Source organism: Actinocrispum wychmicini, from assembly GCF_004345645.1.
In the GTDB taxonomy this organism is placed as follows: domain Bacteria; phylum Actinomycetota; class Actinomycetes; order Mycobacteriales; family Pseudonocardiaceae; genus Kibdelosporangium; species Kibdelosporangium wychmicini.
Genome location: NZ_SLWS01000003.1, coordinates 892,509 through 918,708 on the forward strand (window position 1 = coordinate 892,509; position 26,200 = coordinate 918,708).

Annotated in this window: 21 protein-coding genes; 4 read left to right on the forward strand and 17 right to left on the reverse strand. The window is 68.1% G+C overall.

What is annotated here, in order from left to right:
• Positions 1 to 122: 122 nt before the first annotated feature.
• The 8 genes from EV192_RS18055 to EV192_RS18090 all read right to left on the reverse strand — a co-directional run bounded on the left by EV192_RS18055 (position 123) and on the right by EV192_RS18090 (position 8,266).
• Complete coding sequence (locus tag EV192_RS18055; RefSeq protein ID WP_132116651.1) at positions 123 to 857, reverse strand: SMI1/KNR4 family protein; 735 nt, start codon at positions 855 to 857, stop codon at positions 123 to 125.
• A 128-nt stretch (positions 858 to 985) separates the two neighbouring features.
• Positions 986 to 1,570, reverse strand: a complete 585-nt coding sequence (locus EV192_RS18060) for a class I SAM-dependent methyltransferase (protein WP_207926104.1) — start codon at positions 1,568 to 1,570, stop codon at positions 986 to 988.
• Between the two features lie 178 nt (positions 1,571 to 1,748).
• Complete coding sequence (locus EV192_RS18065; RefSeq protein WP_132116653.1) at positions 1,749 to 3,002, reverse strand: (R)-citramalate synthase; 1,254 nt, start codon at positions 3,000 to 3,002, stop codon at positions 1,749 to 1,751.
• A complete protein-coding gene (locus EV192_RS18070; RefSeq protein WP_207926105.1) occupies positions 3,002 to 4,291 on the reverse strand; it encodes an aminotransferase class III-fold pyridoxal phosphate-dependent enzyme in 1,290 nt (429 codons plus the stop codon). Before EV192_RS18070 ends, EV192_RS18065 begins: the two co-directional genes overlap by 1 nt.
• Positions 4,288 to 6,447 carry a LamG domain-containing protein gene (locus tag EV192_RS18075; RefSeq protein WP_132116655.1) on the reverse strand — a complete coding sequence of 720 codons (2,160 nt, stop codon included), beginning with the start codon at positions 6,445 to 6,447 and terminating at the stop codon, positions 4,288 to 4,290. Before EV192_RS18075 ends, EV192_RS18070 begins: the two co-directional genes overlap by 4 nt.
• Positions 6,444 to 7,355 (reverse strand): LLM class flavin-dependent oxidoreductase, encoded by a 912-nt coding sequence (locus tag EV192_RS18080; RefSeq protein ID WP_132116657.1) that lies wholly within the window; start codon positions 7,353 to 7,355, stop codon positions 6,444 to 6,446. Before EV192_RS18080 ends, EV192_RS18075 begins: the two co-directional genes overlap by 4 nt.
• 15 nt (positions 7,356 to 7,370) lie before the next feature.
• Positions 7,371 to 7,682, reverse strand: a complete 312-nt coding sequence (locus EV192_RS53885) for a hypothetical protein (RefSeq protein WP_165960441.1) — start codon at positions 7,680 to 7,682, stop codon at positions 7,371 to 7,373.
• A gap of 89 nt (positions 7,683 to 7,771) precedes the next feature.
• Complete coding sequence (locus EV192_RS18090; RefSeq protein WP_132116659.1) at positions 7,772 to 8,266, reverse strand: GNAT family N-acetyltransferase; 495 nt, start codon at positions 8,264 to 8,266, stop codon at positions 7,772 to 7,774.
• Positions 8,267 to 8,354: 88 nt separating this feature from the next.
• Between EV192_RS18090 and EV192_RS18095 the strand changes: the two genes are divergently transcribed.
• The 4 genes from EV192_RS18095 to EV192_RS18110 are packed head-to-tail and all read left to right on the forward strand — an operon-like array spanning position 8,355 to position 13,574.
• Entirely contained in the window at positions 8,355 to 9,332 is a 978-nt protein-coding gene (locus tag EV192_RS18095; protein ID WP_243726905.1) for an ABC transporter permease, read from the forward strand.
• Complete coding sequence (locus EV192_RS18100) at positions 9,329 to 10,168, forward strand: ABC transporter permease (RefSeq protein ID WP_132116661.1); 840 nt, start codon at positions 9,329 to 9,331, stop codon at positions 10,166 to 10,168. Before EV192_RS18095 ends, EV192_RS18100 begins: the two co-directional genes overlap by 4 nt.
• Entirely contained in the window at positions 10,168 to 11,970 is a 1,803-nt protein-coding gene (locus tag EV192_RS18105; protein ID WP_132116663.1) for an ABC transporter ATP-binding protein, read from the forward strand. Before EV192_RS18100 ends, EV192_RS18105 begins: the two co-directional genes overlap by 1 nt.
• A complete protein-coding gene (locus EV192_RS18110) occupies positions 11,967 to 13,574 on the forward strand; it encodes an ABC transporter substrate-binding protein (protein WP_132116879.1) in 1,608 nt (535 codons plus the stop codon). The genes EV192_RS18105 and EV192_RS18110 overlap by 4 nt, the downstream gene beginning before the upstream one ends.
• 57 nt (positions 13,575 to 13,631) lie before the next feature.
• Here EV192_RS18110 and EV192_RS18115 read toward each other — a convergent pair whose 3' ends face one another.
• Genes EV192_RS18115 through EV192_RS18155 form a run of 9 tightly spaced genes read right to left on the reverse strand, consistent with a single transcriptional unit; the run spans position 13,632 to position 26,187 of the window.
• Positions 13,632 to 14,576 carry a TauD/TfdA family dioxygenase gene (locus EV192_RS18115; protein WP_132116665.1) on the reverse strand — a complete coding sequence of 315 codons (945 nt, stop codon included), beginning with the start codon at positions 14,574 to 14,576 and terminating at the stop codon, positions 13,632 to 13,634.
• A gap of 11 nt (positions 14,577 to 14,587) precedes the next feature.
• A complete protein-coding gene (locus EV192_RS18120) occupies positions 14,588 to 15,262 on the reverse strand; it encodes an aspartate/glutamate racemase family protein (RefSeq protein ID WP_165960443.1) in 675 nt (224 codons plus the stop codon).
• Entirely contained in the window at positions 15,255 to 17,138 is a 1,884-nt protein-coding gene (locus tag EV192_RS18125; protein ID WP_165960444.1) for a methylaspartate mutase subunit E, read from the reverse strand. Before EV192_RS18125 ends, EV192_RS18120 begins: the two co-directional genes overlap by 8 nt.
• A 45-nt stretch (positions 17,139 to 17,183) precedes the next feature.
• Positions 17,184 to 17,984 carry a 2-keto-4-pentenoate hydratase gene (locus EV192_RS18130; RefSeq protein WP_165960445.1) on the reverse strand — a complete coding sequence of 267 codons (801 nt, stop codon included), beginning with the start codon at positions 17,982 to 17,984 and terminating at the stop codon, positions 17,184 to 17,186.
• Complete coding sequence (locus EV192_RS18135; protein ID WP_132116673.1) at positions 17,981 to 18,967, reverse strand: class I SAM-dependent methyltransferase; 987 nt, start codon at positions 18,965 to 18,967, stop codon at positions 17,981 to 17,983. Before EV192_RS18135 ends, EV192_RS18130 begins: the two co-directional genes overlap by 4 nt.
• 13 nt (positions 18,968 to 18,980) lie before the next feature.
• Positions 18,981 to 20,006 (reverse strand): 4-hydroxy-2-oxovalerate aldolase, encoded by a 1,026-nt coding sequence (dmpG, locus tag EV192_RS18140; protein ID WP_132116675.1) that lies wholly within the window; start codon positions 20,004 to 20,006, stop codon positions 18,981 to 18,983.
• Between the two features lie 2 nt (positions 20,007 to 20,008).
• Positions 20,009 to 20,896: an acetaldehyde dehydrogenase (acetylating) gene (locus EV192_RS18145; RefSeq protein WP_132116677.1), complete on the reverse strand. Its 888-nt coding sequence runs from the start codon at positions 20,894 to 20,896 to the stop codon at positions 20,009 to 20,011.
• A 25-nt stretch (positions 20,897 to 20,921) separates the two neighbouring features.
• Positions 20,922 to 23,927 (reverse strand): AMP-binding protein, encoded by a 3,006-nt coding sequence (locus EV192_RS18150; RefSeq protein WP_132116679.1) that lies wholly within the window; start codon positions 23,925 to 23,927, stop codon positions 20,922 to 20,924.
• Positions 23,920 to 26,187 carry an amino acid adenylation domain-containing protein gene (locus EV192_RS18155; RefSeq protein ID WP_165960446.1) on the reverse strand — a complete coding sequence of 756 codons (2,268 nt, stop codon included), beginning with the start codon at positions 26,185 to 26,187 and terminating at the stop codon, positions 23,920 to 23,922. Before EV192_RS18155 ends, EV192_RS18150 begins: the two co-directional genes overlap by 8 nt.
• Between the last annotated feature and the right edge of the window lie 13 nt (positions 26,188 to 26,200).

Sequence of the window (26,200 nt, forward strand, 5' to 3'; positions counted from 1 at the left end):
CTGTCCACACATGGTCGCTGTAGTCATCCATTGCGACGCCGCCCACGTCGAGCAAGGACAGGACCAGACCGCGTAGCTGCTCGCCGCGACGGGCGGCCGCTGTGCGAGGATCCCCACCCCAGCTACTCGCCGACTGTGAAGGCGGTCAGTTGGGGATCGAGAGTGCCGGTCAGGTCGGCGACGAGCAGTTCGGTGAGGGTCCCGTTGAAGGTGTGCCTGTCGAATTCCACGTCCCAGAGGATCGGCCAACGGTCGGGGTCCGGGTTCGACGTGTCCCACCACAGGATGTCGCGGCCCTCGGTGCTCGCGCACAGCAGCAAGCCATCAGGTTCCGGGTGGATCGGCCGTGCCCCTTCAGGTTCGTCAGCGAACCAATCACGGAGGTCATTGGCCAGTCGTTCGTGTTCGGCCAGGAAATCATCCGGGGAGACGATGAAGATTCCACCCACGACCAGACTGCCGTAGCCGTCCATGAGCCGTTTGTAATCCGCGGGAAGCCCGACACCAACACTATTCTCGATAGCCGCCCAGTCGTAGGCACGACTGGATGGGTCGTACACCAGGCCGGACATTTCGTAGGCGAGGCCGGCGGGGAAGGAGGCCAACACCGTCCGCAACCGCGCGAGCGGCTCAAGATCCATGCGCTCGATCCTCCCAGACTCATCACAACACGAGCGCGGCGAACACCGCTGTTGGACACCTGTCCGGCTGAACTTGTCGGCGTCCTGACCTACCTGTCGGTGACGCTGTCGGTGTCCGGCCGAAGCCATCAACGTCCTCTTCTGTTGTAGTTGAACCGTTGACGGCACATGCCGACGAGAGCCGGCCATAGAGTGGATCACCAGCGTGCGCGACACGATCGTCGCATACGCTGCCTGGACCGGAGCCTGGAAGGTGCCCCATCGTAAAGGTTCCCGTCGTATCGGTGCGGCGGCTGATCCCCTCAGTCGCTCCTGGCTGATCCGCTTCACCCCATACCTCATCATCAAGGGCTTCCGGCCTTCGCCGTTACGTCCATCCGGCGGGCGACGATCGCGTATCCAGATCCCTCCCGCGTGAGGTCGGTGACGGACCACCCGGTGCCGTGGACCATCTCCTCAAGTTCAGTGGACGACAGGAACAGGTAGTCGAACCATTCCGTGGCCATCTGTTGGTAACGTAGGCGCAGTCGCATCTGGCCGCTCATTCGGCCACTGTCCCGGTTGGCCGCGAGATAGTGCTTGTGATGGTCGCCTTCCAGCAGATAGGGATCGACGCAGGTGCCGACTATCCGGGCCCCTGGGTTGGCGATTTCGGCGAGCCTGGTCAGGAGACGTGGGCCTTGCTCGCGGCTCTCCAACAACCCGAGGTTCTTGCCCAACAGGAGAAACGAGTCGAATCGTTCACTGCCGCCGAGGCTGTCGATGCCTCCCAGGACGGCCGACCGAAGAGTACGCCGCAGGCATACATCCACCGCGCCTGGCGACACGTCCAGCCCTACGACGTCGACGCCGGTTCGTTGCAGGGGAAGCGAGAACCGTGCCGCGCCGACACCAATGTCGAGCACGCGACCGGCGATCCGGTCGTACACCCATCGGTCCAGTGCGGATCAATGGTCCGGTTCACCGAAGAAGCCGATGGCGTCGTAGCCGCTGATGAAACCATCCAACTGTCACTGACCCGCTGGCCAGGACGCTGGAACGCGCCGGGAAGCGGTGAACCGGCTCGCTGTTGATGTCAACAACACACATATCATCCAGCGGTGCGGATCATTTCAGGTCGCGTACGACGGCACGGATCTCGTCGTCGGTGAGCAACCGCCCTCGTCTCGCCAACTCCGCGTGACAGCGTTCCACGACAGCGGGCAGGATGACCTGGTCCACGTCGATGCCGAGGCGGCGCAGGGTAGCCGCTGTCGCGCGCGGGCCGCTCTGCGGTGTCAACGGAACTCGACGCTCGTTACCGACCAGGCCCGGCTCGACGCAGTTGTGCAGCAAATGGTCCACTTCGGACTCGACAACGACCCAGTCACCGCCGCCCCAGCAGAAGGCGTCCCGGCCGGTGAGCGGTTGGTTCGATGCCAGTGGGTGACCGGTCAGCTCGGCACCGGCACGGCTGAGACCGGTCAACGTGGACAGCCGAATGCCTGTACGTACCCCGTACAGCGCCTCGAACGCGGTCGCCGTCGCGGCGAGATCCGCGTTTCCAGGGCCACCACAGTAGCCGTTCACCGACGACTCCACCACCGCGGCACCAGCGCGTGCGGCAGCCACGGCACACGCGACCCCGAGCCCGAAGGTGTTGTGCGGATGGATCCCGACCTCGATACCCGGTGCGGCCGACCTGACCGCGTGGACCAGCTGCCCGAACGCCTCCGGCCCGACCGCGCCCGGCCCGTCGAACAACGCGATCTCGTCCGTGCCGGCCATCGCCGCCACCGTTCCGGCCAGCACTTCCGCCGTCAGGTACGACACCATCGTCAACGCGGCCGCGACCCGCAGCGGCTGTCCGTGCGCGTGCTGGACGACCGTGGCCGCCCGCTGGACGACCTCGTCCCGCGACGCGGGGACCGGCGGGCCGTAGATCCCGGACGCCGGACCGAATCCGGGTACCGAGACCTGCACGCCGTCATACCCGAGGTCCAGTGCCCGGTCTATATCCTCCACAGTGGACACAAACGGGCACCACACCACGCAGCCAGGATGCTCCTGCCGGATCACCGCCAGTTCGGCCGTGACCTCGGCGGGCGCACGGCCGCCCGGCGAGGCGGTCACGATCTCCGGCACTCCCGACCGGGCCAGCAGCCGCAGGAAGGCGATCTTCGCCTCATGGGTCGCCATCACTCCGGGCATCGACTCGATCGCGCGCATCGACGTGTCGCGCAGCCGGATACATTCGGGCAGGACACCGGTCACGGTCGTGTCCCGGTTCGCCGGCGCCACCGACCAGCGGCCGGGCTCGTACGCGCCCGGTGTCCTCGACCGGTTGACGTCCGCGCGGAACTCCTCGAAACGGTCGTCCATCAGCAGGTCAGCTCGTCGATCACAGACGCGAACAACTCGCCGTGCCGCTCCACATCGGACTCGTCGGTCATCGGCGACATCAACGCCGCGCCGCTCATGCCGTTGAGCACGATCCCCCGGTTTGCCAGGTAAAGCCACAACGCGTCACGTGCCGCGGCGCCGACACGCGGGTACAGCTGCCCGGCATTGCGCGGCGGCGTCGGTGTGAACGCGTACGACACACGTCCGCCGAGCCGTCCGACATGCCATGGCAGGCCGTGCTGGGCGATCACCGCCGCGACTTCACGTTCGTAACGTTCAGCCAGGCGGTTCATGTGCGCGTAGGTCTCATCGGTCATCACCTCGGTGAGCACCGCGCGCATGGCGCGTACGGCCAACGGCCCACTCGCCAGCGTGCTGCCGAGACCGCCGTCGCCGTCCTTGGTGTAGAGCTCTGCCGCGGCGGCCACCTCGTCGGACATCCCGTACACGCCGGCCGGGATGCCGCCCGCGACGCACTTTCCCATCGTGATCAGGTCGGGTTCCAGGCCGAGTTCACGCACACAGCCGCCGGGACCCGCCGGAATGGTCTGCGTCTCGTCGATGACCAGGAGCGTGCCCGTGCGCCGGGTGAGGTCACGCAGTCCGGTGTGGAACCCCGGATCCGGGTGGATCACCGCTCCCCCGTTGGTCATCACCGGCTCGGCGAGCACCGCGGCGACATCACCTGGCGCGACCGCCCGCTCAAGGGCGTCCAGGTCGTTGAACTCCACGACCTTGGTGGATTCCGGGTATTCCAGCGAGCCGTGGTACGCGTAGTTGAACACCAGGATCCGCTCACGTCCGGTGGCCACCCTGGCCAGCAGCAGCGCGAACCGGTTGGCGTCCGTGGCCGACACGGTGAACTGCCAGTACGGCAGGCCGAACCGGCGCTGGAGTTCCTCCGTCACCGTCACGTGGTCCTCAGTCGCCCAGAGGGTGACGCTGCCGCGGTCAAGCTGGTCACGCAGCGCCGCGACAACCGCGGGGTGGTTGTGCCCCCAGAGCGCGGCTGTCGCGGCCAGCCCGAAGTCGGCGTACTCGTGCCCGTCGATGTCGTACAGGCGTGCCCCGACCGCACGATCCACGACCAGCGGCACCGGTGGCGGAAACTGGCTGATCCAGTGCTGCGGAGTGCCGTGCAGCTGGGTGCGGCGCGCCCGTTCGCGCAGCGCGGCGGTCCGCGGTCGGGCGTCCGTCCACATGGCACGCTCGCGGTCCAGCAGCGCGGCCAGCTTGTCCGGGTCGATCCCCGGCGGCACATTGTTCACCACGGCTCCTGGTCCAGTGGGGTCGGGTCGAGGAAACGGCGCAGCACGTTGCCGGTCACCCGCGCCACCGGGTTGGCGTACGAGTCCACACCGAGCGCCGTACACCAGGCGATCGAGCCGGTGCTGAACACGCCGCCGCCGTTGGGGTACTCGAAGAACACCAGGTCAGCGCGGACGCGTGGCTCGACGGTGCCGCCCTGCTTCGAGTTGGACGTCAGCACGTCCTCGATCGCGAGCTGGAAGAAGTCGCTGAACCCGTCGGCCGTGGCCAGCACGACCGCGTGCGGTGGCGTGCCGAGGGCGGGGTCGGCCCGGTCGATCTCCATCCCCGCGGCGGCGTGACTGACCAGACCGTCGACCGAGATCAGACCGTCCACTCCGGACAACGCGAACAGTCCCCGCTCAGCGTCCGCGAGTGGCTTGTACGGGCGGCCGTCGCCGCGCCCGCCCTGCGCGGCGAACCCGACGCCGACATGTCGTTGCGGCGCCCGGCCCCGATGCCGCCAGAGACCGCCGGGTTCGCCCGTGGTGCTCAGGTGCGTCTCGCCCGGCGGGACCTCCCAGCCTCTGGTCCCGGTGTGCCCACGGCGGATCTCGATCACGTACGGCTGGTCCGGCGACACCCCGGTCACCCAGTAGTAGCCGTTGCCGCCCAGGTACATGACCCGCCCGCCGCCGGCCAGGTACGCCTCGTGTGCCGCAAGCATCGGTGCCGTGTAGTACTCCGGATGCGAGCCCGTGAGCACGACGTCGTACCCGGCGAGCGCGGCGACGCCCTCGGTGTGCAGGTCGTCGTCGCACACCACGTCATGGCCGATGCCCTCGTGCTCGAGCCAGTCGATCAGGCACAGGTCGGCACTGAGGTTCCACAGCCCGAACGGGCCGGCGTAGTCCGGGGTGAGCGTGGTGAGCGGCCGGCGGCGCGAGGCGTAGTAGCATCCGGTGCCGTCGCGGTGCAGGTCGTAGAGGCTGCACACCTTGTGTCGGGCCGCCCACCGGTGTTGCTCGGTCGTCGCGAACCCCGGCCCGGCCTTCTCCAGGGTCAGGTGCGAGTTGGCGTAGGCGAGATAGGTGAAGGTCGGGATCAGCACCGCCACCCGCGTGCTGGTCGTGCCGCTCGGTGGGCGTACGAAGAAAGGGACGCTCAGCTGCTCCCGCCCGGCTCGCAGCCGGAAGGCGTAGACCCCGCTGCGCAGGTCGTCCGGCAGGCGCAGGGTCACCTGTGGCTCCCAACGGGCGTCCGTCAGGTCGTCGTCGTGGAAGTGGATCGCGTCGTACTCGTCCGGGGCGAGCCGGAAGTCGATCTCCCGCCCGGTCCAGTTCGCGCCCGGCACGCCACGGGCGGGCGTGTTCACAGCCTCGGCAGTGAGCGCGTGCGGGCCGTCGTCCACCACGGTCACGCCCTGCGTGCCCCGGCCGGGCCGCCATCGGGCCAGCACCGGCAGGTCAAGCATGTCCGGGGCGCCGGCCAGCACGGACTCGTCGGCTGCTCCGGCGTAGATCGCCGGCCGGTCGATCCGGCCGGTGAAGCCCGCCGTCGCCATCCCGTCGGACCACCATGCCGCGACCAGCGGCCGGATCCCGGCCGAGGCGGTGCCGATCGCACCGGCACCGGTGGCGGACGCCCGCCATGACCCGACCGGCCACTCCGGGACCGGGACCTGGACCACGGTCACGCCTCGGGGGCTGAACGTCGCCGCCACGAAAGTCCAGCGGCCCACCGGAACCGGCGTGTCCGTGCTGATCAGGGGCTGGTCAGCCGCACCTGCCCAGGCCGCGAGCCGATGGTCACCGGTGAGACCGAGCGCCCAGCCACGCTGGTTCTCCCGGCGGGCGATGATCGCCCGCGGCCCGCCGGTCATCGTGGGCATGATCCACGCGGTCACGGTGAACTCGTCGACATCGAGCGCCGGATGCGCGGGCGCGGACAAATAGGATCCGGACGCCAACGGCTGCACACCCGCGGGCCTGGACTCGATCGGGAGGTCGACGACGACTTCGCGGACTCCCGGTCCTCTGGGGTCGGCGCTGCCGTGCACGAGACGCAGCAACTCGACGTCGTAACCGGTGGTCGCGCTCACCATCAGCCGGATCTCGGCACCCGCCGCGACACTGAGCGGGTCGACGTAGCCGAGGAGCGCGGGTCCGCCGGTCATCTGTCCACCAAGTCCCCGAACGCTTCGAGCTGATCCATCCGGTCGTACATCGGGTAGAGGACCAGCTCGTCCACACCGGCGTCGAACAGGTCGCGCAACTGCCGCGCGCAGTGCACCGGCGGGCCGAACACAGCGACCCGGTCGGCCATGCCCGTCGCGTCGTACACCGGACTCGCTCCGAAGGCACGGTCGAACGCGGGGATCAGGCGCTCCCGCGCTTTGTCCACTGTGTCCTCCACGGCGACGTAGACACTCTTGGAGATGGTGAACGTCGCCGGATCGCGGCCCTGGTCGGCCAGCGCTCGCCGCACGATGGCGAGCTGCGCCAGGAAGTCCTTGGTGGCGACCGGAGCGGCGCCGGTCCATCCGTCAGCGATCCGGACGGCTCGCCGCAACGCGGGTTCGGCGCGTGCCCCGATCCAGATGGGCGGTCCCGGCCGCTGCACCGGGGGCGGCTGCGAACGCACACCGGAGAACGAGTACAGCTCGCCGTCAAAGCCGGTCTCGCTCCACAGCGCCCGCATCACCTCAATGCCCTCGACCAGCCGGCGGACCGGCCGGTCGGCCGGAATACCCAGCGCGGTGAGGGTCGCCCGGTGGTAGTCGTTGCCGACGCCCAGCCCGACCGTGAGCCGCCCGTGCGAGAGCTGGTCGACAGTGGCCAGCTCCCGCGCCTGCACAGCCGGGTTACGCCGCCCGGAGTACAGCACGCCGATCCCCAACCGCAGCCGTTCGGTGACAGCGGCCAGGTAGGACAGCACGTGCAGCCCGTCGAGCGAGAAGTTCTCGGCGCTGACCGTGTCCTGCGTCCAGATCCCGGCGAACCCGAGCGCCTCCGCGCGCCGCGCGAACGGGATCAGCAAGTCCGGGTCGGTCGGCGCGCCGACCGAGAGCGTGCGGCCGCCCACGTCATACCACCCTGGTCAGTCGATCTCGGCACCGAACACGGTGACCGCCGACTCCCGGTCGGCCATCTTCCGGAAGCCGGCCACCACGTCGGCCATCTCCGGCGTGGACAGGCACGCGTTCCACGCCTCCCACGACTCGACTTCGATGTCCTCGACCACGTCCCACGGCGCCGCGCCGTCCCGCGTTCCCGCGAGCTGGAACACGCGGAACCGCTGCACGCAGGGCTGGCGCCGGGTGATCGCCTGGTCCACGGTTTTCGACCACTCGACGTACTCCTCGGCCGTCACACCGGGCTTCAACTTGTACAGGCAGTAGACCTTCTGCACGCGCGCTCTCCATTCGCCTCGGCCACCGAGGACACCGTCCCTTTCGGAGTGGCTCCGAGTATTCGACGCTCTGTTGTCATTGTCAACACTTAGCCGCTGAGCTGTTTTTCGAACAGCACGGCCGTTCCGCCACTGGCGAACCGCCCGCGCCCGGCCGGGCGGAACCCCTGGTCGACGTAGTAGCGACGAAGTCGATGGTTGTGTTCGACGCAGTACAGGCGCAGCGCGGTCGCCCCCGCTTCCCGCGCCAGATCCCCCGCCCAGGCGAGCAGCCGCGAGCCAAGCCCGCCGCCGGCGTGACTCCGGTCGATCACCAACCCGTTCACATAGCCGGCGTCCACACCGTCCCCGGGCCACACCGGTTCACCCGACCAGAGCAACCGGAACGCCCCACACACCGCGTCATCGTTCCGCGCCACCAACCATTCTCCCTGGCCGACCTGCACGCTCACCACATCCGCCGGCACACCGGCCCTGGGCCACTGCTCGATCCCCATGCCGGCCAGCCAGTCCTCGGCGGCCCGCCGGACGCGCAGGATCTCCGGCACATCGCCGGCCACCGCCCGCTCCATCACGATGTCCACCAGCCTGACGGTATCGCGCGGCTACGTGTTGACACTAACAACACCGGAGAGCATCCTTCCGGACTACCAGGCACAACGAGGTGATCAAGTGGGCGGACGTTCCTCCGGCACACGGCGGCTGTGGCTGCCGCGGCGATTATTGCTCGGCGTGGTCGTGGTCCTGCTGGTGTCGGTGCTCGTGTTCCTCGCGACGCAGGTACTGCCGGGCGATCCGGCCCGCGCGGTGCTCGGGCACGAAGCGACACCGGAACGGGTGGCCGCCCTTCGCGCCGAACTCGGCCTCGACCGGCCGCTGCTCGACCAGTACTTCGCCTGGCTGGGCGGCATTCTCGGCGGCGACCTCGGTCACTCCCTGGTCACCCAGGAACCGGTCGGCGGGCTGATCGGCGACCGCGCGGTCAACTCCGCGGTACTCGTGCTGATCTCGGCGGCCATCGTGCTCCCGCTGTCGGTGTTCGTCGGAGCGCTGACCGGCCGCCACCACGACCGCCCGGTCGACCGGGTGATGCTCGTCGTCACCCTCGGACTCACGGCCTTGCCCGAGTTCATCATCGCGCTGCTGCTCGTGATCCTGCTGTCCACTTCGGTGTTCCCGCTGCTGCCCGGGACCGTGCTGCTCGCGCCCGGCCAGAGTCCGCTGAGCAACGTCTCCCAACTCGTTCTTCCCGTGATCGCGTTGGTACTGGGCGTGTTGCCGTACCTGGCGCGCCTGGTCCGCGGCTCGGTGATCGACGTGTACGAGTCCGAATACGTACGCACGGCACGGCTCAAGGGCGTGCCTGAGCGCATCGTGTTGCGCCGCCACGTCCTGCGAAACGCGCTTGTCCCCGCGATCCAGGGAACCGCGCTGGCCCTGGCCTACCTGACCGGCGGGACCGTCGTGATCGAGCAGGTGTTCAACTATCCCGGACTCGGCAGTGCGCTGGTCGACGCGGTGAACAACCGGGACTTCCCGGTGATCCAGCTGATCTGCCTGATCTTCGCCGCCTGCTACGTGATCTTCAACCTGCTCGGGGACGTGCTGACCGTGTACGTCACGCCCCGCCTGCGAACGGCCAGCGAATGAGAACCGAACTGTTGCGCCGCTGCATGCGTGAGCCGCGGATGCGAGTGGGACTGGTGCTGACCGGGCTCATCCTCCTGGTCGTTGTCGTCGGCCCGCTTCTCGCACCGCACGCACACAGTGACATCGTCGGCGCGCCGTACGCGAAACCGACCGCCACCGCCCTGCTCGGTACCGACTACCTCGGTGAGGATGTGCTGTCCCGGGTGTTGACGGGCGGCCAGAGCATCGTCTGGATCTCGTTCGTCGGCACACTGGTCGGGGTCACCGTCGGCGCGGCCATCGGCATGACCGCTGCCTACAGCGGTGGCCTGCTGGACGAACTGCTCATGCGCGCGATGGACGTGCTGCGCGCCTTTCCCCCGCTCGTCCTCATCCTGCTGCTGGTCGCGATGGCCAGGGCCGAGACGGCGATGATGCCCCTGATCGTCGCGGTCGCCTGGGTTCCCCAGGTCGCCAGGGTCGCGTACGGCGCCGCGCGGGAAGTGACCACCCGCGAGTTCGTCGAGTCAGCGGAGACCCTGGGCGCGCCGAGGCTGCGCATCGTGCGTCGAGAGATCCTGCCCAACATCATGACCCCGCTGATGGTCGAGTTCGGACTCCGACTCACCTGGTCCATCGGCGTGGTGACCGCGATGAGCTTCCTCGGTGTCGGCCTGCAGCCGCCCGCGGCCGACTGGGGCCTGATGATCAAGGAGAACTACCAGGGACTGGCCCTGCAGCCCTGGGGCGTGGTGGTGCCGGTGCTGTGCGTCGCGGTGTTCACGTTCGGCACCAACCTGATCACCGAAGGCTTCGCTCGGACGGTGGCCCGGGTTTCGCCTCAGGAGGGGCAGTGATGGCCGCGGTACTGGTGCAGGGTCTGCGGGTCAGTCTGGACGGCCGCGACGTCGACGTGGTCGACTGCGTCGACTTCGCCATCAAGGAGGGCGAGGTGCTCGGCCTGGTCGGCGAGTCCGGCTCGGGAAAGACCACAGTCGGTCTGGCGTTGCTCGGTGACGCCCGGCGTGGTGCGCGCATCGTCGGTGGCAGTGTGGTGATCGACGGCCAGGACATCGTGAGCCTCACCCCGGCCAGGCTCACCGCCCTGCGCGGCAGCACGGTCGCCTACGTGCCACAGGATCCGTCGATGGCGCTGAACCCGGCGCTGCGGATCGGCCGGCAACTGACGGAACTGTTCGAATTCCACCAGCCAGACATGCCCACCGCGGCACGGGACGAGCGGATCAGGACCACCCTGCACGAGGTGGGACTGGACGCCGACGACAGGTTCCTGGCCCGATTTCCGCACCAGCTGTCCGGCGGCCAGCAGCAGCGTGTCACGCTGGCGCTCGCCTTCGTGCTGCGGCCCAAGGTGATCGTACTCGACGAGCCGACCACGGGACTCGATGTCACCACTCAGGCCCGTGTCCTGAGCACTGTACGCGAACTGTGCGCGACGCACCGGGTCGCGGCCCTGTACGTCACCCACGACATGGCGGTGGTTGCCGCGCTGGCACACCGGATCCTGGTGATGTACGCGGGACGGGTCGTGGAGTCCGGATCGAGCGCGCAGATCTTCGGCCGGGCAGCCCATCCGTACACCCAAGCACTGCTCGCCGCGGTACCCGTGGTGTCACAGCGCCATGAGCTGGTCACGATTCCGGGTGACACCCCCTCGCCGGGACGGCGGCCCGGCGGTTGCCCGTTCCACCCCCGCTGCGCCGATGCCGTGCCGGAGTGCGCGGTGACCACCCCGGAGCCGGTCGAGGTCGGCGCCGAGCACACCGTCCGCTGCATCCGCGCCGCCGAACTCGCGGCCGGTACGGCCCGCACAGCACCCCGGATCGCCGCGGCCCCTGCCGGCCGCCAGGACGAAGTGCTGCTTCGAGTGTCGCATTTGGACGCTTTTCATGGCACCCGGCAGATCCTGCACGATGTGTCCTTCGAACTGGCCCGTAAGGAATGCCTCGCACTGGTGGGCGAGTCCGGCTGCGGCAAGACCACACTGGCCCGCAGCATCATCGGCCTGCACCGCAAACACAGCGGTGGAATCTCGTTCCGGGACAACGAGATGGCCAAGCATGCCCGCGACCGGTCCCTCGAACTGCGGCGCGCGGTGCAGTACATCTTCCAGAGCCCCTACAACGCGCTGAACCCGCGCCGGTCCATCGGCGAGACCTTGCGTGAACCGCTGCGAGTGCTGTTCGGCGTGCCGTCGGCCAAAGCCAGAACCATGGTCGCCGAGGCGCTCGAACGTGTCTCGCTGTCGCCGAGCCTGGCATCGTCGTACCCGAGCCAGCTCTCCGGCGGCGAACGGCAACGGGTCGCCATCGCACGAGCCCTGGTGTGCCGGCCGGAAGTGCTGGTGTGCGACGAGATCACCTCCGCGCTGGACGTCTCCGTGCAGGCGTCGATCGTGCGCCTGCTGCGCGGGCTCCAAGACGAGGAAGGTCTGGCGCTGTTGTTCGTCACGCACAACCTGGCGCTGGTCCGCACCGTCGCGGATCGCGTCATCGCCATGCGCGACGGACGGCTCGTCGAGACCGGGCACGTCGACGACGTTCTCGACCAACCCCAAGACCCCTTCACGCGCAAGCTCATCGCGGCGACCCCCGAGTTCGGTGCCGCACCCGTACTGTCGCGAGAGGACCGGACATGACCACGCAACCATCACACGGCCTGAGTCGGCGGGGATTCCTCGGCTCCGCGGCCGCACTCGGCCTGCTCGCGGCCTGCGGCGGAAACACCACGCAGCAGCCCGGCTCGACCCCGCGCCGGGGCGGCCGGCTCACCGTGGCGACCGGCGGCGCCAAGGGATCGGACACAGTGGACCCGATGCTGCTCAACAGCGTTCCGGTCAGCTTCATGGCCCGCGTCCTCTACGACCAGCTCGCCGACTACAGCAACCAGATGCGGTACCAGTTGGCCATGGCCGAGCTGATCGAGTCCAACGCCACAGGTGACGAGTGGACGATCCGGGTCAGACAGGGCATCGAGTTCCACAACGGCAAGACCCTCGACGCCGACGACGTGCTGTTCACCTTCCAGCGCACGTTCTCCCTGCCCGGCGCGGTGACGGTCGGGAAGTTCAAGGCGTTCGTCGACCTGAACGGCATCACCAAACTCGACCAGCGCACACTCCGGTTGAAGCTGCTCCGGCCGGCCGCCACGTTCCAGTCCGCGCTCGCCAGCCCGTTCAAGATCGTGCCGGTCGGCTTCGACCCGCGCAACCCGGTCGGCACCGGCCCCTTCAAGTACAAGAGCTTCACCCCGAACCGGCAGTGGACCTGCGAACGCTTCGCCAACTACTGGAACGCCACCGGCGAGTCACAACCCAGCGACGCACCCGCCCCGGCCGGCCTCGGCCCGAAGCCGTATCTGGACGAACTGGTCGTCAACGTGATCAACGACGACTCGGCCAGGATCAACGCGCTGGTGACCGGCCAGGTCGACGCCATCAACCAGCTGCAGTTCGCCCAGATCCCCACCATCGAGCAACACCGTGAGTTGAAACTCCTGGAGTCGAAGACCGGGGCGTGGACCGGGATCTACATGAACATGCAGCAGGCACCGTTCAACGACGTCCGGGTCCGCCAGGCGCTGCGGCTGGCGATCGACCGCGACCAGGCGCTCACCGCCTGCCTGTCCGGCCATGGCACGGTGGCCAACGACCTGCCTGAACCGTTCGCGCCTGGCTATCCCGCGTCGCTGGTGCGCAAGCGGGACGTCGAGAAGGCCCGGCAACTGCTCAAGGACGCCGGCCACGAAGGCGTCACGGTCGAACTGGTCACCGGACCGGTCTCGACCGAGGCCGTGTCCATGTGCACCGTGTTGGCCAACAACGCGGCCGACATAGGCATGACCATCAAAGTCCGGCAGGTGGACACCGCGACCCTGTTCGGCCCCAACTTCCACAACTGGCAGTTCTCCGTGGACAAATGGCCGGCGCAGGGCAACTATCCGATGCTCACGGCGTTGACCGACCTCAGTGGCGCAACCGACCTCACCCACATGGCCGACCCCGACCTCCGCGAACTTCGATCCCTCTACGAGCAGGCACAGGCGACCACCGACCAGACCAGGCAGAACGACCTCACCCAACGGATGTACCAGCTCGAATACGACCGGGGCGGGTGGATCATCCCCTTCTTCGCCAACGTCGAGAACGCGTACAACGTCAAGACCGCCGGATGGCCCAAGGACGACTTCGCCGGCCGCACCTTCGGCAACGCCCGCTTCGAACAGGTCTACCTGACCAGCTAGCTGCGGAGGTGGAGGGGGCTCTTAGCAGAGACAGGAGGCAGGCCCGCCGGCTGCCGACTAACCACCCCGCTTGTCCACCGAGAGACCGTCGGCTACTTCGTCCGCCGGCAGGTGAACGTGAACTACCTCGACGTCAACGTTCACAGTCCTGGCCGCGACGAACTTTCCGTACATCCGGCGCAGCCGACGGCGGGATGTCCCTTCGGTGAAGGCGCGGCGGCCGTGGAGCATTCGCAGATTGTTCCAGAGCAGGATGACACCGCGGCGGAGGAGAACGGGGGTCTGATTGGTTTCGTCCGCCGAGATTCGGTCGAAGGCGTCCATCGCCGCCCTGAGGTCGTCCGGGAGTCGCTCGCCGACGGTTTCGTATCCATCCTCGATGTAGCGACGAAGATACCGGAGCTGGAACGAGTTGTCGCCACCCCACTGGGCGATGGGTTGTTTCCTGGTGGTCAGGCCGGGGATCTGGCCCATGACGTCAAAGTGGTGCGGTCGGGCGAACGTGGCCTGGTGGGCCGGGTCGAGTTGGGACCACAGCGCCGGGCCGGACATGGTGATGGTCTCGCCGCCGGTGTCCGCGGCCGACAGGCCCAGGAGTGCGGCGATCTCCGGCGGGTCCGGCAACAGGGTTCCGTCCGTGTGGTGTCCGCCTGAACGGCTCGACCCGGAGTAGTGACTCACGGTGGGGACGTCACTCGCGATCTCGACCATGCACATCAGCTCGCCGGTCCGGTACTGCGGCACCGGTGCGCACAAGCTGGTGAACAGGTTCCAAGCGGCGGTGCAGAGTTCGTGGTCGTCGAGGCCGTCCGGATCGATCTGGACGACCGCCAGTCCAGGCACCTGGCGGACATCGGCCAGAATCCCTTCGGCCACGGCACGAGCCTGCGAGGTGACCGAGGGGGCGTCGGTCGGCCACTTGTCGGCGGCTACGTCCGTGGGCACCGACCGGGCTAGGAAGGCGCTGAGAACAGAGCCGTTGACGAGGAATGTGGGCTCCACGGGATTCTCCTTCACAGTTGGCGGGCCGCGATCGAGCGGGCCGTGACGTCGAACGGGTCGATCACGTCGAACGAGTGGGCACGCGCCAGCACGTGGATCTCACTGCAACCGACGATGGCCGAGGAGACCTCATACTCGCGCATGCCGTCGTCCAGCCAGCGCACGGCGGCGTCGGTACCGCGGTTCTCCTTGATCTCCTGGATAGCCTGCTGCAAAGTGACATTGTCCGCTTCGGACGGCCACACCACCGACGACGCGATGTCCGTCCATTTCGGATGCTCCTGGAGCAGGTGCATCCGCCACGTGTCGATGGAGCACATCATCAGCCGGCGCACCGGTGGTGCGGCCGCGACGGCGTCCACCAGGACGTCGACGGTCGAGACCACCCGGTCACGCAGGCGTGCGGGAAGGAAGGGCAGAATCCTGTGCAACGTCATACAACACATGACGATCTTGTCGCAGCCCTGGTCGGCCAGGAGCTGCAATCCCCTTGTCACCTGGGCTTCGATCCGGACGTCGCGGCCGGCGACAAGTGTCCCCCGCGCGGCGATACCCGGGTCGGAATACAGCAGCACGGCCGGGAAGTCCTGTTCGGCCACGCCGTCGCAGTGCGCGTAGATCGTCCGGACGAACTCCGCGGACGCCACCGGACCGACCCCGCCGAACACCCCGATCATCTCACCCATCGAGCGGCCACCTTTCGTACTCACCCGCCTGGATCTGAAGCACGTCGTGCTGGACGGTCGCCCACTCGCTGCGCCGCCTCCGATCGGCCATCGCGGACCGGTGGAACTCGCGAACCTCATCGGAGAACTGGAGGTTGCCCACTGACAGGAACCGGACCGCGCCGCTGGGATCGCGGGCGGTCACCACGTCGCCGCGGTTCTCCAGGCTCGGTGCGAACGGGATGTCCAGCAGGCCCTTGTGGAAGCTGTTGACGACACCGACGGTGAGACTGCCGCCACCGGCGACGAACACGCTTTCCAGCAGCTGCTCGACTTCCAGCCGTAGGACACGCTCCTCGCGGGCCACGGCGGCCTCGTCGACGGTCGTTCGCTGGGCCATCTCGAGCCCGAACCGGCTCAACGTGACGCCTTCACGGTTGTCCGCGGCCGAAGGGATACGAGTCGCCTCCACCGGCGTCTTGGTGAGCATCCGGGTCGCCCCGGACAGTCCAGCCGTGGTAGCCGACGCCACGATCAGCTCACCGGCGCGCCTGGTGTCCTGTGGAAAAGCCGCCATGTACTGGTGAAAGACGGTGTTGACCCGTACGTTGTGGTAGCCGAGATTGACCAGCGTACGGGTGGCGAACTCCCGCAACACCCGGATCGCGGCGATGTCCTGTGCGCGGTTGCCTTGTTCGGCGCATCCCAGGGAGACGGACCGGACACCCTGACCCACCGCCAGCAGGGTCTCGATCACGGTGACAGTGATGGCGAGGCACGGCGGGATCAGGACCGCGGTGAGCGTCCCGAAGAACTCCCGGTCGATGATGACACCGAACTGGTCCGAGTACAGCCCGGCCAGTCGATCGACGTACTGCCAGCGCGCCAGCGATTCGGCCAGCGGGTAGTCCTTGAAGTACGGGATGTTGTAACAGATGGCCCCGCCTTCGTATCCCGTCACGCCACCGGCACAGGAGATCTCGGCGAGCAGCCGCGGATCCCGGGTGCTGTGCCGTGTCTGCAGCGGCGTCCGGACGTGGGAGATGATCCGCCGCAACGGTTCGACGCCATGGTTCACCATCGGGAATCCGTTGAGGACGGACTCGCACAGCGACCGGCTTTCGGCGATCGACTGCTCCGCGATGTCGTACGCGTTGCTCCGGGTCAGCGAGTCGATCTGGTAGGAGAGCACGTCTCCGCCAGCGTCGCGAAGCACCTTGAACAACTCCAGCTGGTCCGCGACGAGAGCGACACCCGAGCGAGGCTGTAGGAGCACCCGCCCGGCCGACAGTTGCGCCTGCGCGAACGACGGCTGCCTGATGAGGAACTTGGCATTACCCTCAAGGTCGGCGGCGCCGGCGCCGGTACGCCACGTATCCAGCACCTCCCGTCGGATACGCCGGAAGTCGGCCAACGACATCCGGTCGTCGACCGGAACAGGTAACGGCCGCGTTTTCAGCTCGGGTCGCCGTACCGGAATGACGGCCTGTTTGCGGGGGCGGACGAACAGGTCCTCGACAAGCACGGACAGCACGGTCGGGATGTCGACGTACCCCGGGAACACCCTGCTGAAGCCCTGCGGGGCCAGCTCGGCCAGCAGCCGGTCCGCGTCGTTGACCGACAAGTTGCCGCCGATGTACCAGAGCGTATCGATGTCCGCGAACTCCGTCCGCAGATCCGCGAACTCCGCAAGGTAGGTCCGGGCGTGGCCGTCCATACAGGACAGCATGACCACGTCGGCGCCGCCCGCGACCTCGAAGAACTCGCGCAAGCTGTTCTGTATGCCCAGGAAGTCGACTCGGTATCCCGCCTCAGTGAGCGCGCGCCGAAGGATCGACAGCCCCACGGAATGCGCGTCCGCCCCCAAGCCGCCCAGCACAACGAGCCCCTCTGTCACCCTTTCCCCTTCGCTGTTCGGCCGAAAGGCCAGCACGACATCGAGTCAGGCGTCCCGCTCCTTGGTCACACTGAGCGACACTGTTCCCAACGAGTCGAAAGACGCCCGTACGGTGCCGCCAGGTAACAGGTCGACGGCAGCTGCCCACGAGCCAGCGAGCACGATGTCACCAGCACTCAGCCCTGTGCCGTACGAGGACAGGATCCGGACAAGGCACGCCACGGACTCCGCGGGATGGCCCATGACAGCTGTGCCGTGTCCCGTTTCCTTACGCTCGCCCGCCTGGAACACCATACGTTCGGCGGCGAGGTTCACGTTCTCAACCGGCGTCGGCGAACCCATTACCACCATTGCCGACGAAGCGTTGTCAGCCACGGTGTCCACGAGCTGAATCGCCCAGTTCTCGATTCGACTGTCGAGCACTTCAAGAACAGGAAGTACCACGGAGGCAGCTGCCAGCACGTCCTGGGCGGTCGTGGAGCTGCCGGCAAGATCCGCGGCGATCCGGAAAGCTACCTCCCCTTCGACCTTGGGTGCGATGAACTGGTCGATGTCCAGGCAGGCGCGGTCAGGCAGCAGCATCCTGTCGGTCAGGTAGCCGAAGTCCGGATGGTCTATTCCGAACATCTCCTGGATGGCCACGCTGGTGGCGCCGATCTTGTGCCCCACGAGTACCGCGCCGTCCGCTATGTCCAGTGCGCGCACCTCACGTTGGATCGCATAGGCGTCGGAAAGCGTGAGGTCCGGACAGCGTGCCGACACGGGCGGTACCGGGCGGCGGTCCCGGGCGGACGCCCAGAGTTCGGTCGCGAGCTTGGTGATCTCGGGACGGACCAGCGACTTCATGGGATCGCCACGAAGAGACGTCCGCCCGGCACGACCTGCGGCACACACTCCACCTTCGAGAAGCCAGCGATGTAGAACTTCGTTCGCCATTCCTGCTCAGGCGGCAAGTGCACGTTCATGAAGCTCGCGTGCACATAGGTGAACAGGGCGCTGAACTTCCGCTCCCGGACGTGCTGGGCATAGGAGACCGCGTCGACGACGACCATGAATCCGTTCGGCTTGAGGGCATGACGGCAACTGCTCAACACAGCTTGGGACAGTGCCGCGTCCTGGACGATGTCGTGCATGACGAAAGACGCCAGGATGGCATCGGCGCCGTTGATCTGGCTCGAATCGTCGACCAGTGATTCTATCGAGCGCACGACGACCTCCAGCCGATCGTCCACACCGGCTTGTCGGGCGGCCTCCCGTGCCGCCGCACACGCCGCCGCGCTGATATCCAGGGCTATGCCGGTGCGCGTGGAATCTTGCGAGAGCCATCGGATGAGCAGTCCCCCAGCGCCGGCGCCCAGGTCCACCACCCGCTTGACACCGGCCGCGTTGAGCTTGTCGATGATGTCCGGGTAGAAGCCCCGATCACCGATCCAGCGCGAACTGACGGCGACGCGGCGGCTGTCGCGTCGGTACGCGCGCGCAGCGGAGTCTCGGTCGGCGAGGAACTCGCGAACGTTCTCGATGAACGGGTTGTTCGCCGTCAGCGCCCAACACACGTACCCGGCTTCGTACCGCCGCTCGGGATAGTCCAACGAGACCCGGAACTGACCCGTGACCCCGGTGTCGGTGACCAGACCCGCGGCGAGCAAGGCATTCAGGTACTCGGTGACGCCTTCCAACGGAGCGTCGGCGACCTTGGCCAGGTCCGCGGCACTGAACGTATCCCCCGAGTCCAGTATCCGGTCCACTCCGAGTTCGGTGCCGATCTGCAGCAGCCCCGCAACCGCGGCGATGTCCGCGGCCCGCTCGAGCGACAACTGGTAGTCCATGGTACCTCCGGCATCACTGACTGTCTCGTTCGGACAGGGCCGCCGCCACTTCGATGATGGTGTCCTCCTGGCCGGCCACCACCCGACGGTGTCCGAGCTCCAGCAGAACCGCCCGTGGGTCGACCCGGAACCGCTCGCTCGCCCGGCGGACAGGCGCCGCGAAACCGGAGAACACACCGGCGATCCCGCTCGCGATGGTCACGCTGTCGTTGGTCGGGACGCGTTTGACGAACGTCGCGCTCGCCAGGTCGGCGGCGTCCAGCGCGCCGAACAGCGCTATCCGAGAAGGGATCTTCTCGACATGCAGGTTCGCCGCCACCAGTTCGAGAGGTGCGTTACCCGCACCCGCGCCGAAGCCACGTGCGGTGACGTCCACTATCGTCGCGCCCGCCCTGATAGCGGTCATGCTGTTGGTGACCGCCAGCCCGAGGTTGTTGTGGGCGTGGAAACCCACTTCGATGTCGAGATGCGCGACGAGTGTCCCGACCTTCTCCTGGACGTCCACGGGACGGTACGCGCCCGCGGAGTCCATCAGGACGACCGCCTGGGCGCCGTAGCCTTGCATGAGCCTGGCCTGCTCCAGAAGTTTCTTCGCGGACGCCATGTGGCTCATGAGCAGCATACCCCTGACAGTCACGCCCATCGCCCGGAGCGTGCTGATCTGCTGGCGTGTCACGTCCGCTTCCGTGCAGTGCGAGCCGACTCTGACCTCGTCCACGCCACAGTCCAGAGCGGGCTTGAGGTCTCGCTCGATGCTCGCGAACCCGGGCAACGACAGCACGCCGAGTCGCGCCGCGCTCAGTTCGGCCTTCGCGGTGGTCAGCATCTCGACGTCGCTCAGGGCGGCCAGACCGACCTGGATCGACGACGCGCCGAGGCCGTTGCCGTGTCCGACTTCCACGACATCCACGCCAGCGCGCTCGGCCGCGCCGGCGTACGCGCGAACGTCCTCGCGACCCAACTGGTGGGCGACCGCGTGGCTACCATCCCTGAGCGTCGTGTCGCAGATCGTCAGCTCGCGTTCCTTGCCTGTGCTCATGATCATGCCCTGGCCCATGCCTCGGCCACCGCGACGGCGGCGCACGTGATGATGTCGAGGTTCCCGGCGTAGTGGGGCAACCAGTCGCCGCGGCCTTCCACCTCGACCGTGATCATGATCCGCCCGTCGGCGGCCACTGGTGGTACGAGCACCCGGTAGCCGGGGACGTACGAGCGAATCTGCTTCTCCATGGTTTCGACCAGCCCGCGTAAGGCGTCGAGGTCGACCCGCTCGGACATCAGGACGGCGATGGAGTTGCGCATGACTATGCCGGGTTCCGCCGGGTTGATGATGAGAACCGTCTTGGTCCGCCGCACGTCACAGAACTCGCGGGTGGCCTGCTCGGTAATGCTGACGTACTCGTCGATGTTCGCCCTGGACGCCGGGCCGACGCTGGCCGAGGCGCTGGCCGAGACGATCTCCAGGTAGTCCACACCGTCCGCGGCGTCGCTCACACAACGAGCCATCGGAACCGCGGCCTGGCCACCGCAGGTGACCATGCTGACGTACCGCTCGTGCAGGCACTCGTCGAGGTTGAGCGCCGGCACGCAGAGCTTCCCCAGGTTCGCCGGGGTGAGGTCGACGAACGACGGTCCCAGTGGTTCCAGGATCGCCCAGTGCCGGGTGGCGTCCCTGGCCGAGGTCGCGTCGAAGACCACGTCGACCCGGTCGGCCATGTCGACGACGGCGTCGACGCCCGCGGTGCTCGTCCGTACCCCACGGGTCCTGGCCAGTTCGATGCCCGGGGATTCCGCGCGGCGGCCGGCGAACAGCTCACAGCGCAACATCGGCGAGGCGATGACCTTGAGGAGCAGATCGGTTCCTATGTGGCCGGTGCCGACGATCGCCACGCGAAGCGGATCCGCGCCGGAACCGTCTTGTGCCAGCATGTCGTTCTCCTTCCGGATGATCTGCCTACGACCCACTGCGGACTTCCCGGAAACCCACCCTGGGCATGGCGGCGGCCAGGTGCTTGCGGATCGCTTCCGCCCAGGTCTCGTCCAGGCAACGGCTGTCCCACTCCAGCCGGACGGTGACGGCACCGTCCGCGTCCAGCCAGACCTCCAGCGCCAGCGGGTAGAGTGGCGCGGCCGTCGGCAGGTCGACCGGCTCGGTCGTCCACTCCGGACCGAGGTCCAGCTCCGGCCGTGGGTTCGTCTGGAGCGCGAAGACGGTCTGCAGTGCCCGGTGACGATGGTCCCGTGACATGCCGGCCAGCATCTCCGGCAAAGGCAGCGACCTGTGCTCCAGCGCTGACCGCCAGGTCTCGGCGATCTCCGCGGCGTTGCGGCTCGCGTCAGTCACGGCGGCGACCGGAACGGGAATCAGCTCCACATGACTGCCGATCGCGGCCGCACTCACCTGGTCACGAGCCGCGTAGGCCACCCCGACCACGTACCGTCCCCGACAGGACATCACGGCGAGCGCGGCACCCCACGCGGCCAGGATCCTCGCCTGCACGGCCTCCGCGACCGGCCCACCAGCAAGTTCCGGCCGTGCACTCGAGTCCACGAACCGCGAGCACCACCTGCCGACGACGGACGGTGAGATCCCGGCTGGCACGGTTGGCGCGGCCAGCGGGAGTCGCTCGACGCCAGCGAGCCGGTCGGTCCAGAATTTCCGTGTCTCCAGTTCGGACCTGGCGCGTGTCTGTGCCGGATACTCGTCACCGGCTTCGACGACCGGACCGGGCCACACCGGTTCCCGGCCGTCCGCACGGGCCCGCCAGGCCAACCCGAGGTCGGTCACCAGCAGGCTCTCCGACCAGCCGTCCACCAGCCAGTGGTGCGGGACCAGGGCGACCACGGCCGTTCCGGCCGGTTCGCGGCCGAAGCAGACCCGCCAGGCCGGCGCCCGCTCCAGGTTGAACGGTGCCAGCCAGTGTGGCGGGAGGCCGGATCCGAGGTCGACCGGCTCGTCGTCGGTCTGTAGTGGACAGACACTGGCCTGCGGTAGAAACGTGAGGCGGGGGCCGTCCGGGGTCTGCTCCATGCGGGCCCGTAGTAGATCGTGCCGGTCGGCCAGATCCCGAACCGCGTCCGCCAGCGCTGTTGTCGATGGTCGTCCGCTGGTGATGCGGTACACGCTCGGGGCGAGCGCGGCCGGGTCACCGGGGAGCAACTGCTCCCGCAGCCACCAGTCGAAGTACGTGGGCTTCAGGTCGGCCACGGGTCGCGCGCCGACCGACAATGGCGCCAGCGTTGACAGCCGGTCCGCTGTTGCGGCGAGCGATCCTGCCGTGTACAGGTCGGACACAGTGAACGCCACGGCGAAGTCCCGCGAGACCCGGAAGGCGACCCGCATCGCCGTCAGACTGTCCAACCCGGACTCGACCAGGTTCTCCCGCACGTCCGGGACCCGGCCGGACACCTCGGCCACCAGGCGCTGCAACCGGCCGAGTACCGGGTCCCGCACCAGCAGGCCCGCTGGTGCGGGCAGGTCGGCCAGCGCGCTCAGGTCCACCTTGCCGTTGGCGTTGACCGGAAGCCGGACGTGATGGCGCAGTTCGGTGGGCACCGCGTACGCCGGCAGGGCCGCGACACAACGGGCGCGTACGGCGGCGGATCGTTCCGTCCCGTCCACGGTGGTGTAGTGCCCCACCAGGCTCGCTGTCCCGGCCGCCGAGGTCTGGAGCACCGCGTGCGCCTCCACCACCGCGGGTTCACGGTGCATGGCGGCCTCCACCTCCGGCAGCTCCAGCCGGTTGCCGCGCAGCTTGACCTGCCTGTCCATCCGGCCGACGAAACGCAGCCGGTGGTCGCCGTCGATCCAGCCGAGATCGCCCGTGCGGTAGAGACGTTGGCCGTCGACATGGACGAAACGCGCGGCCGTGAGTTCCTGGTCTCCCACGTACCCGGCTGCCAGTCCCGCGCCGCCCACGCAGATCTCGCCGACCTCTCCGTCGGGCAGGGTGGCCAAGGACGTGTCGCGTACCGTGACGGTCGTTTCCGGCATCGAGAGGCCCAGCGGGACGTCGTCCAGGCCGTCGATCTGGTCCAGGGTCAGCTGCAAGGTCGTGGCGTACAGGGTGGTTTCGGCGGGCCCGTAGATGTGCAGCAGCCTGTTTCCCGGGTATGCCAGCAGAAAGTCCCGGACACCGCGTACGGACGTGCGCTCGGCTCCGGTGAACAACTGCCGGAACCCGCCGAGGGCGCCGATGTCGTCCTGGACGATGCTGCTGAACAACGAGCCGGTCAGGAACATCGTGTTGACACCCTGGTCACGTGCCTGCCGCAGCGTCCGGGGAGTGATCGGGCTGCCGTCGTGCATCAGCACGCGCCCGCCGTTCACCAGCGGCGCCCACATTTCCAGGGTGAACCCGTCCCAGGGCAACGGCGAATTCTGCAACGTGACGGTGTCCTGGTCGAGCCGGGCGTAGTCGACGTCATGGAGCCGAAGGGCCGTGCCGCCGTGCAGAGTGAGCACTCCTTTGGGCTCGCCGGTGCTGCCGGAGGTGAAGATGACGCAGAACGGGTCGTCGCCGCTCACCCGCGGCGCTGAGGCCATCGGCGGCTGTCCGGTGCCCAACTCCTCGACGCAATCCGGTAGGCACAGCGCGTCGGGCAGGTCCGCGCCGGCGGCCGCGCCGACCACCAGGGTCATGCTCGCGTGCCGCGCCACCTGCCTGAGCCTTACCGGCGGCCAGCGGTGGTCGGCCGCGATGTAGGCCCCACCCGCCGTGAGCACACCCAACAGCACGACAGCCAGCGACAGCGAGCGCGGGGCACTCACCAGAACCAGCTGACCGGAGCGAAGTCCCCGTGCGGCAAGCAGAGCTGCCACTCTGCCCGCGGCGGTGTGCAGTTCCCGGTAGGTCAACTCGCCACCGGCGTCCCGCACCGCTATGGCGTCAGGACGCGCCGCCGCCTGCTCGGCGACCAATCCATGCATCGTGGCTCCGCGCGCGTTCCGTTCAGGCATGACCGTCACCTCCCACGAGCGTGGCGAGGGCGTTCCGGTCGACTTTGCCGGTCGCACCGAGGGGAAACTCGGTCACGTTGTGGACTGTCGCCGGGATCATGTACCTGGGCAGCCGGTCCAGCAGGAATCCGCGTAGCTCAGCCGAATCGACGGGTGCGGTGGTCCGCAGGTACGCCATCAGCTGTGGGTCGTCCGCGTTCTCGTCCAGGATGACCACGGCCTCCAGGACGTCGGGGTACGCGCACAACGCCGCCTCCACCTCACCCAGTTCGATCCGGTGGCTGCGCAGCTTGACCATGCCGTCACGGCGGCCGAGGAACCGCAGGACACCCGAGGTTCGTTCGCACTCGTCGCCGGTGCGGTACACCCGCTCCGGCCCGGACGGCAGATCCAGCATGACGAACCGCTCGGCCGTCAGCTCCGGCCGGTTCAAGTACCCACGGGCCAGCCCCGGACCGGCGACGCAGAGTTCGCCACGTCCGTCACCCGACACGATGGCACCGGAGTCGGACAGCAGGATCCCCCGCATGTTGTGCAACATGGTGCCGATGGGCGCCTGGGCGCAGTTGTCCGCGTCCAGTTCGATGAGCGTGGACATCATCGTGTTCTCGGTCGGTCCGTAGGCGTGCACCAGCCGAGTGCCCGCTCCTTCGAACAGGTCGAGCATCAGCCGTACGTGTCGCGAACTGGCGCGTTCGCCGCCGAAGACCAACGAACGCAGCCGCCGGAGCTCCACCAGGTTCTCCTCGGCGAGGAAGTTCAACACGGCCGTGGTCACGAACAGGGTGTCGATGCCGTAGGTGACGATCGCGTCCCGGAGTACGTCGACCTCAAGCAGGTCACGGGTGTTCAGCACGACACACGTGCCGCCGGTGCAGAGCGCGCCCCAGATCTCGAATGTCGACACGTCGAACGCGTCGCTCGCGCAGTGCGCCACCACCCGCTCGGCAGTGAGTTCCAGCCGCGGTTCCGTCACCAGGTTCACCACACCGCCGTGCTCGATGATCACGCCCTTGGGCACACCGGTGGAACCAGACGTGTACATGACGTACAGCGCGGTGTCGCCGCGGGTAAGGCAGTGTGGTGGCACAGGTGCCGAGGCGTCATCGACCAACGCCCCCAGGGACAGCTCAGCCACACCGCCGCCGTGCTGGCCCAGCGGGCCGTCGTCGACCAGCAGCACCGCTGGTGCCGCGTCGCGCAGGATCAGCGTCCGCCGCTGCTCGGGGTCGTCCTGGCTCAGTGGCAGGTACATGGCACCCGTTCGGGCCACACCCAGCATCGCCGCGATCGCGTGGACGCCTCGATCGACCAGGACACCGACGACGTCAGCCTCGCCGACCCCACGGGCCCGCAGATGACCGGCGATCCGGCCGGAGCTCTCCCACAGTTCGGCATACGTGTATCGGATACCTTTGTCGACGACGGCGACCGATTCCGGCTGTGCGCGCACCTGTTCGTGGACCAGACCGTCGACGGACACGGTCCCCAGCGCGTTCCGCACCGCGGCTTCGAGCCCGGACTGCGGGCGACGGAACCAGAAGTGGTCACCGGGCCAGAGCCAGGTCGAGAACCGGCCGGTGGTGAACCGGGACCAGCCGGCGAGGCTTTCCGGTGGCACCGCCGTGTCGTCCTGGCCGCCGAACGCGACCAGTGGGCAGGAGACCGTGGCCGACGGGCCGGCCGCGGTGTACCGCGCGCCCAGGGTGCAGTCGTGGCGTACGAGCGGAAGCATCATGTCCAACAGCTCGGGCTCGTCCGCGATCTCCGCCGGCACGGCCCCGCCTGCGATCAGTGCCTCCAACAGCACGTCGTCCGGCACCTCGGCCAGCGGCCGGTCGCCGTTGAGGATCCCCAGCGGGTTGCCGGTGTCCACGACGGCGCCGGGGGGCAGGGACGACGAGACGATCAGCCCGGCACACGTGACGCCGGCCGATTCCAGGCGGGCCACCGTCTCCATCGCGACGTAGCCGCCCATGCTGTGACCGATCAGCAGTGGACCGGGTCCGCTGGCGGAAAGCGACAGGTACTCCTCGACGACCGCGGTGGCGAGCTGACCGATGGAGGCGGCCTGGCTGTCAGCGAACCGGAACCCACGTCCCGGGTAGAGCACCGCGATGTGGCGGTAGCCGGGCAGCAGCTCCCGGTACTCCCGCAGTGAGTTGAAGTCGCCTCCCGCGAACGGGCACTGGATCGCGGTAGGCGCTGCCGGGCCGGGCGCCGGCGCCAGCTCGTAGAGGTGGGTTGACAGACGTCTCACTGCCGCTCCTCCC

Excerpts from the sequence above, each read along its gene's own strand:
- EV192_RS18075 (WP_132116655.1), bottom strand. The coding sequence starts at position 6,447 with ATGACCGGCGGACCCGCGCTCCTCGGCTACGTCGACCCGCTCAGTGTC.
- EV192_RS18135 (WP_132116673.1), bottom strand. The coding sequence starts at position 18,967 with ATGGACTACCAGTTGTCGCTCGAGCGGGCCGCGGACATCGCCGCGGTT.
- EV192_RS18100 (WP_132116661.1), top strand. The coding sequence starts at position 9,329 with ATGAGAACCGAACTGTTGCGCCGCTGCATGCGTGAGCCGCGGATGCGA.
- EV192_RS18065 (WP_132116653.1), bottom strand. The coding sequence starts at position 3,002 with ATGGACGACCGTTTCGAGGAGTTCCGCGCGGACGTCAACCGGTCGAGG.
- dmpG (WP_132116675.1), bottom strand. The coding sequence starts at position 20,006 with ATGAGCACAGGCAAGGAACGCGAGCTGACGATCTGCGACACGACGCTC.
- EV192_RS18130 (WP_165960445.1), bottom strand. The coding sequence starts at position 17,984 with ATGAAGTCGCTGGTCCGTCCCGAGATCACCAAGCTCGCGACCGAACTC.
- EV192_RS18150 (WP_132116679.1), bottom strand. The coding sequence starts at position 23,927 with ATGCCTGAACGGAACGCGCGCGGAGCCACGATGCATGGATTGGTCGCC.
- EV192_RS18110 (WP_132116879.1), top strand. The coding sequence starts at position 11,967 with ATGACCACGCAACCATCACACGGCCTGAGTCGGCGGGGATTCCTCGGC.
- EV192_RS18145 (WP_132116677.1), bottom strand. The coding sequence starts at position 20,896 with ATGCTGGCACAAGACGGTTCCGGCGCGGATCCGCTTCGCGTGGCGATC.
- EV192_RS18105 (WP_132116663.1), top strand. The coding sequence starts at position 10,168 with ATGGCCGCGGTACTGGTGCAGGGTCTGCGGGTCAGTCTGGACGGCCGC.
- EV192_RS18120 (WP_165960443.1), bottom strand. The coding sequence starts at position 15,262 with ATGGGTGAGATGATCGGGGTGTTCGGCGGGGTCGGTCCGGTGGCGTCC.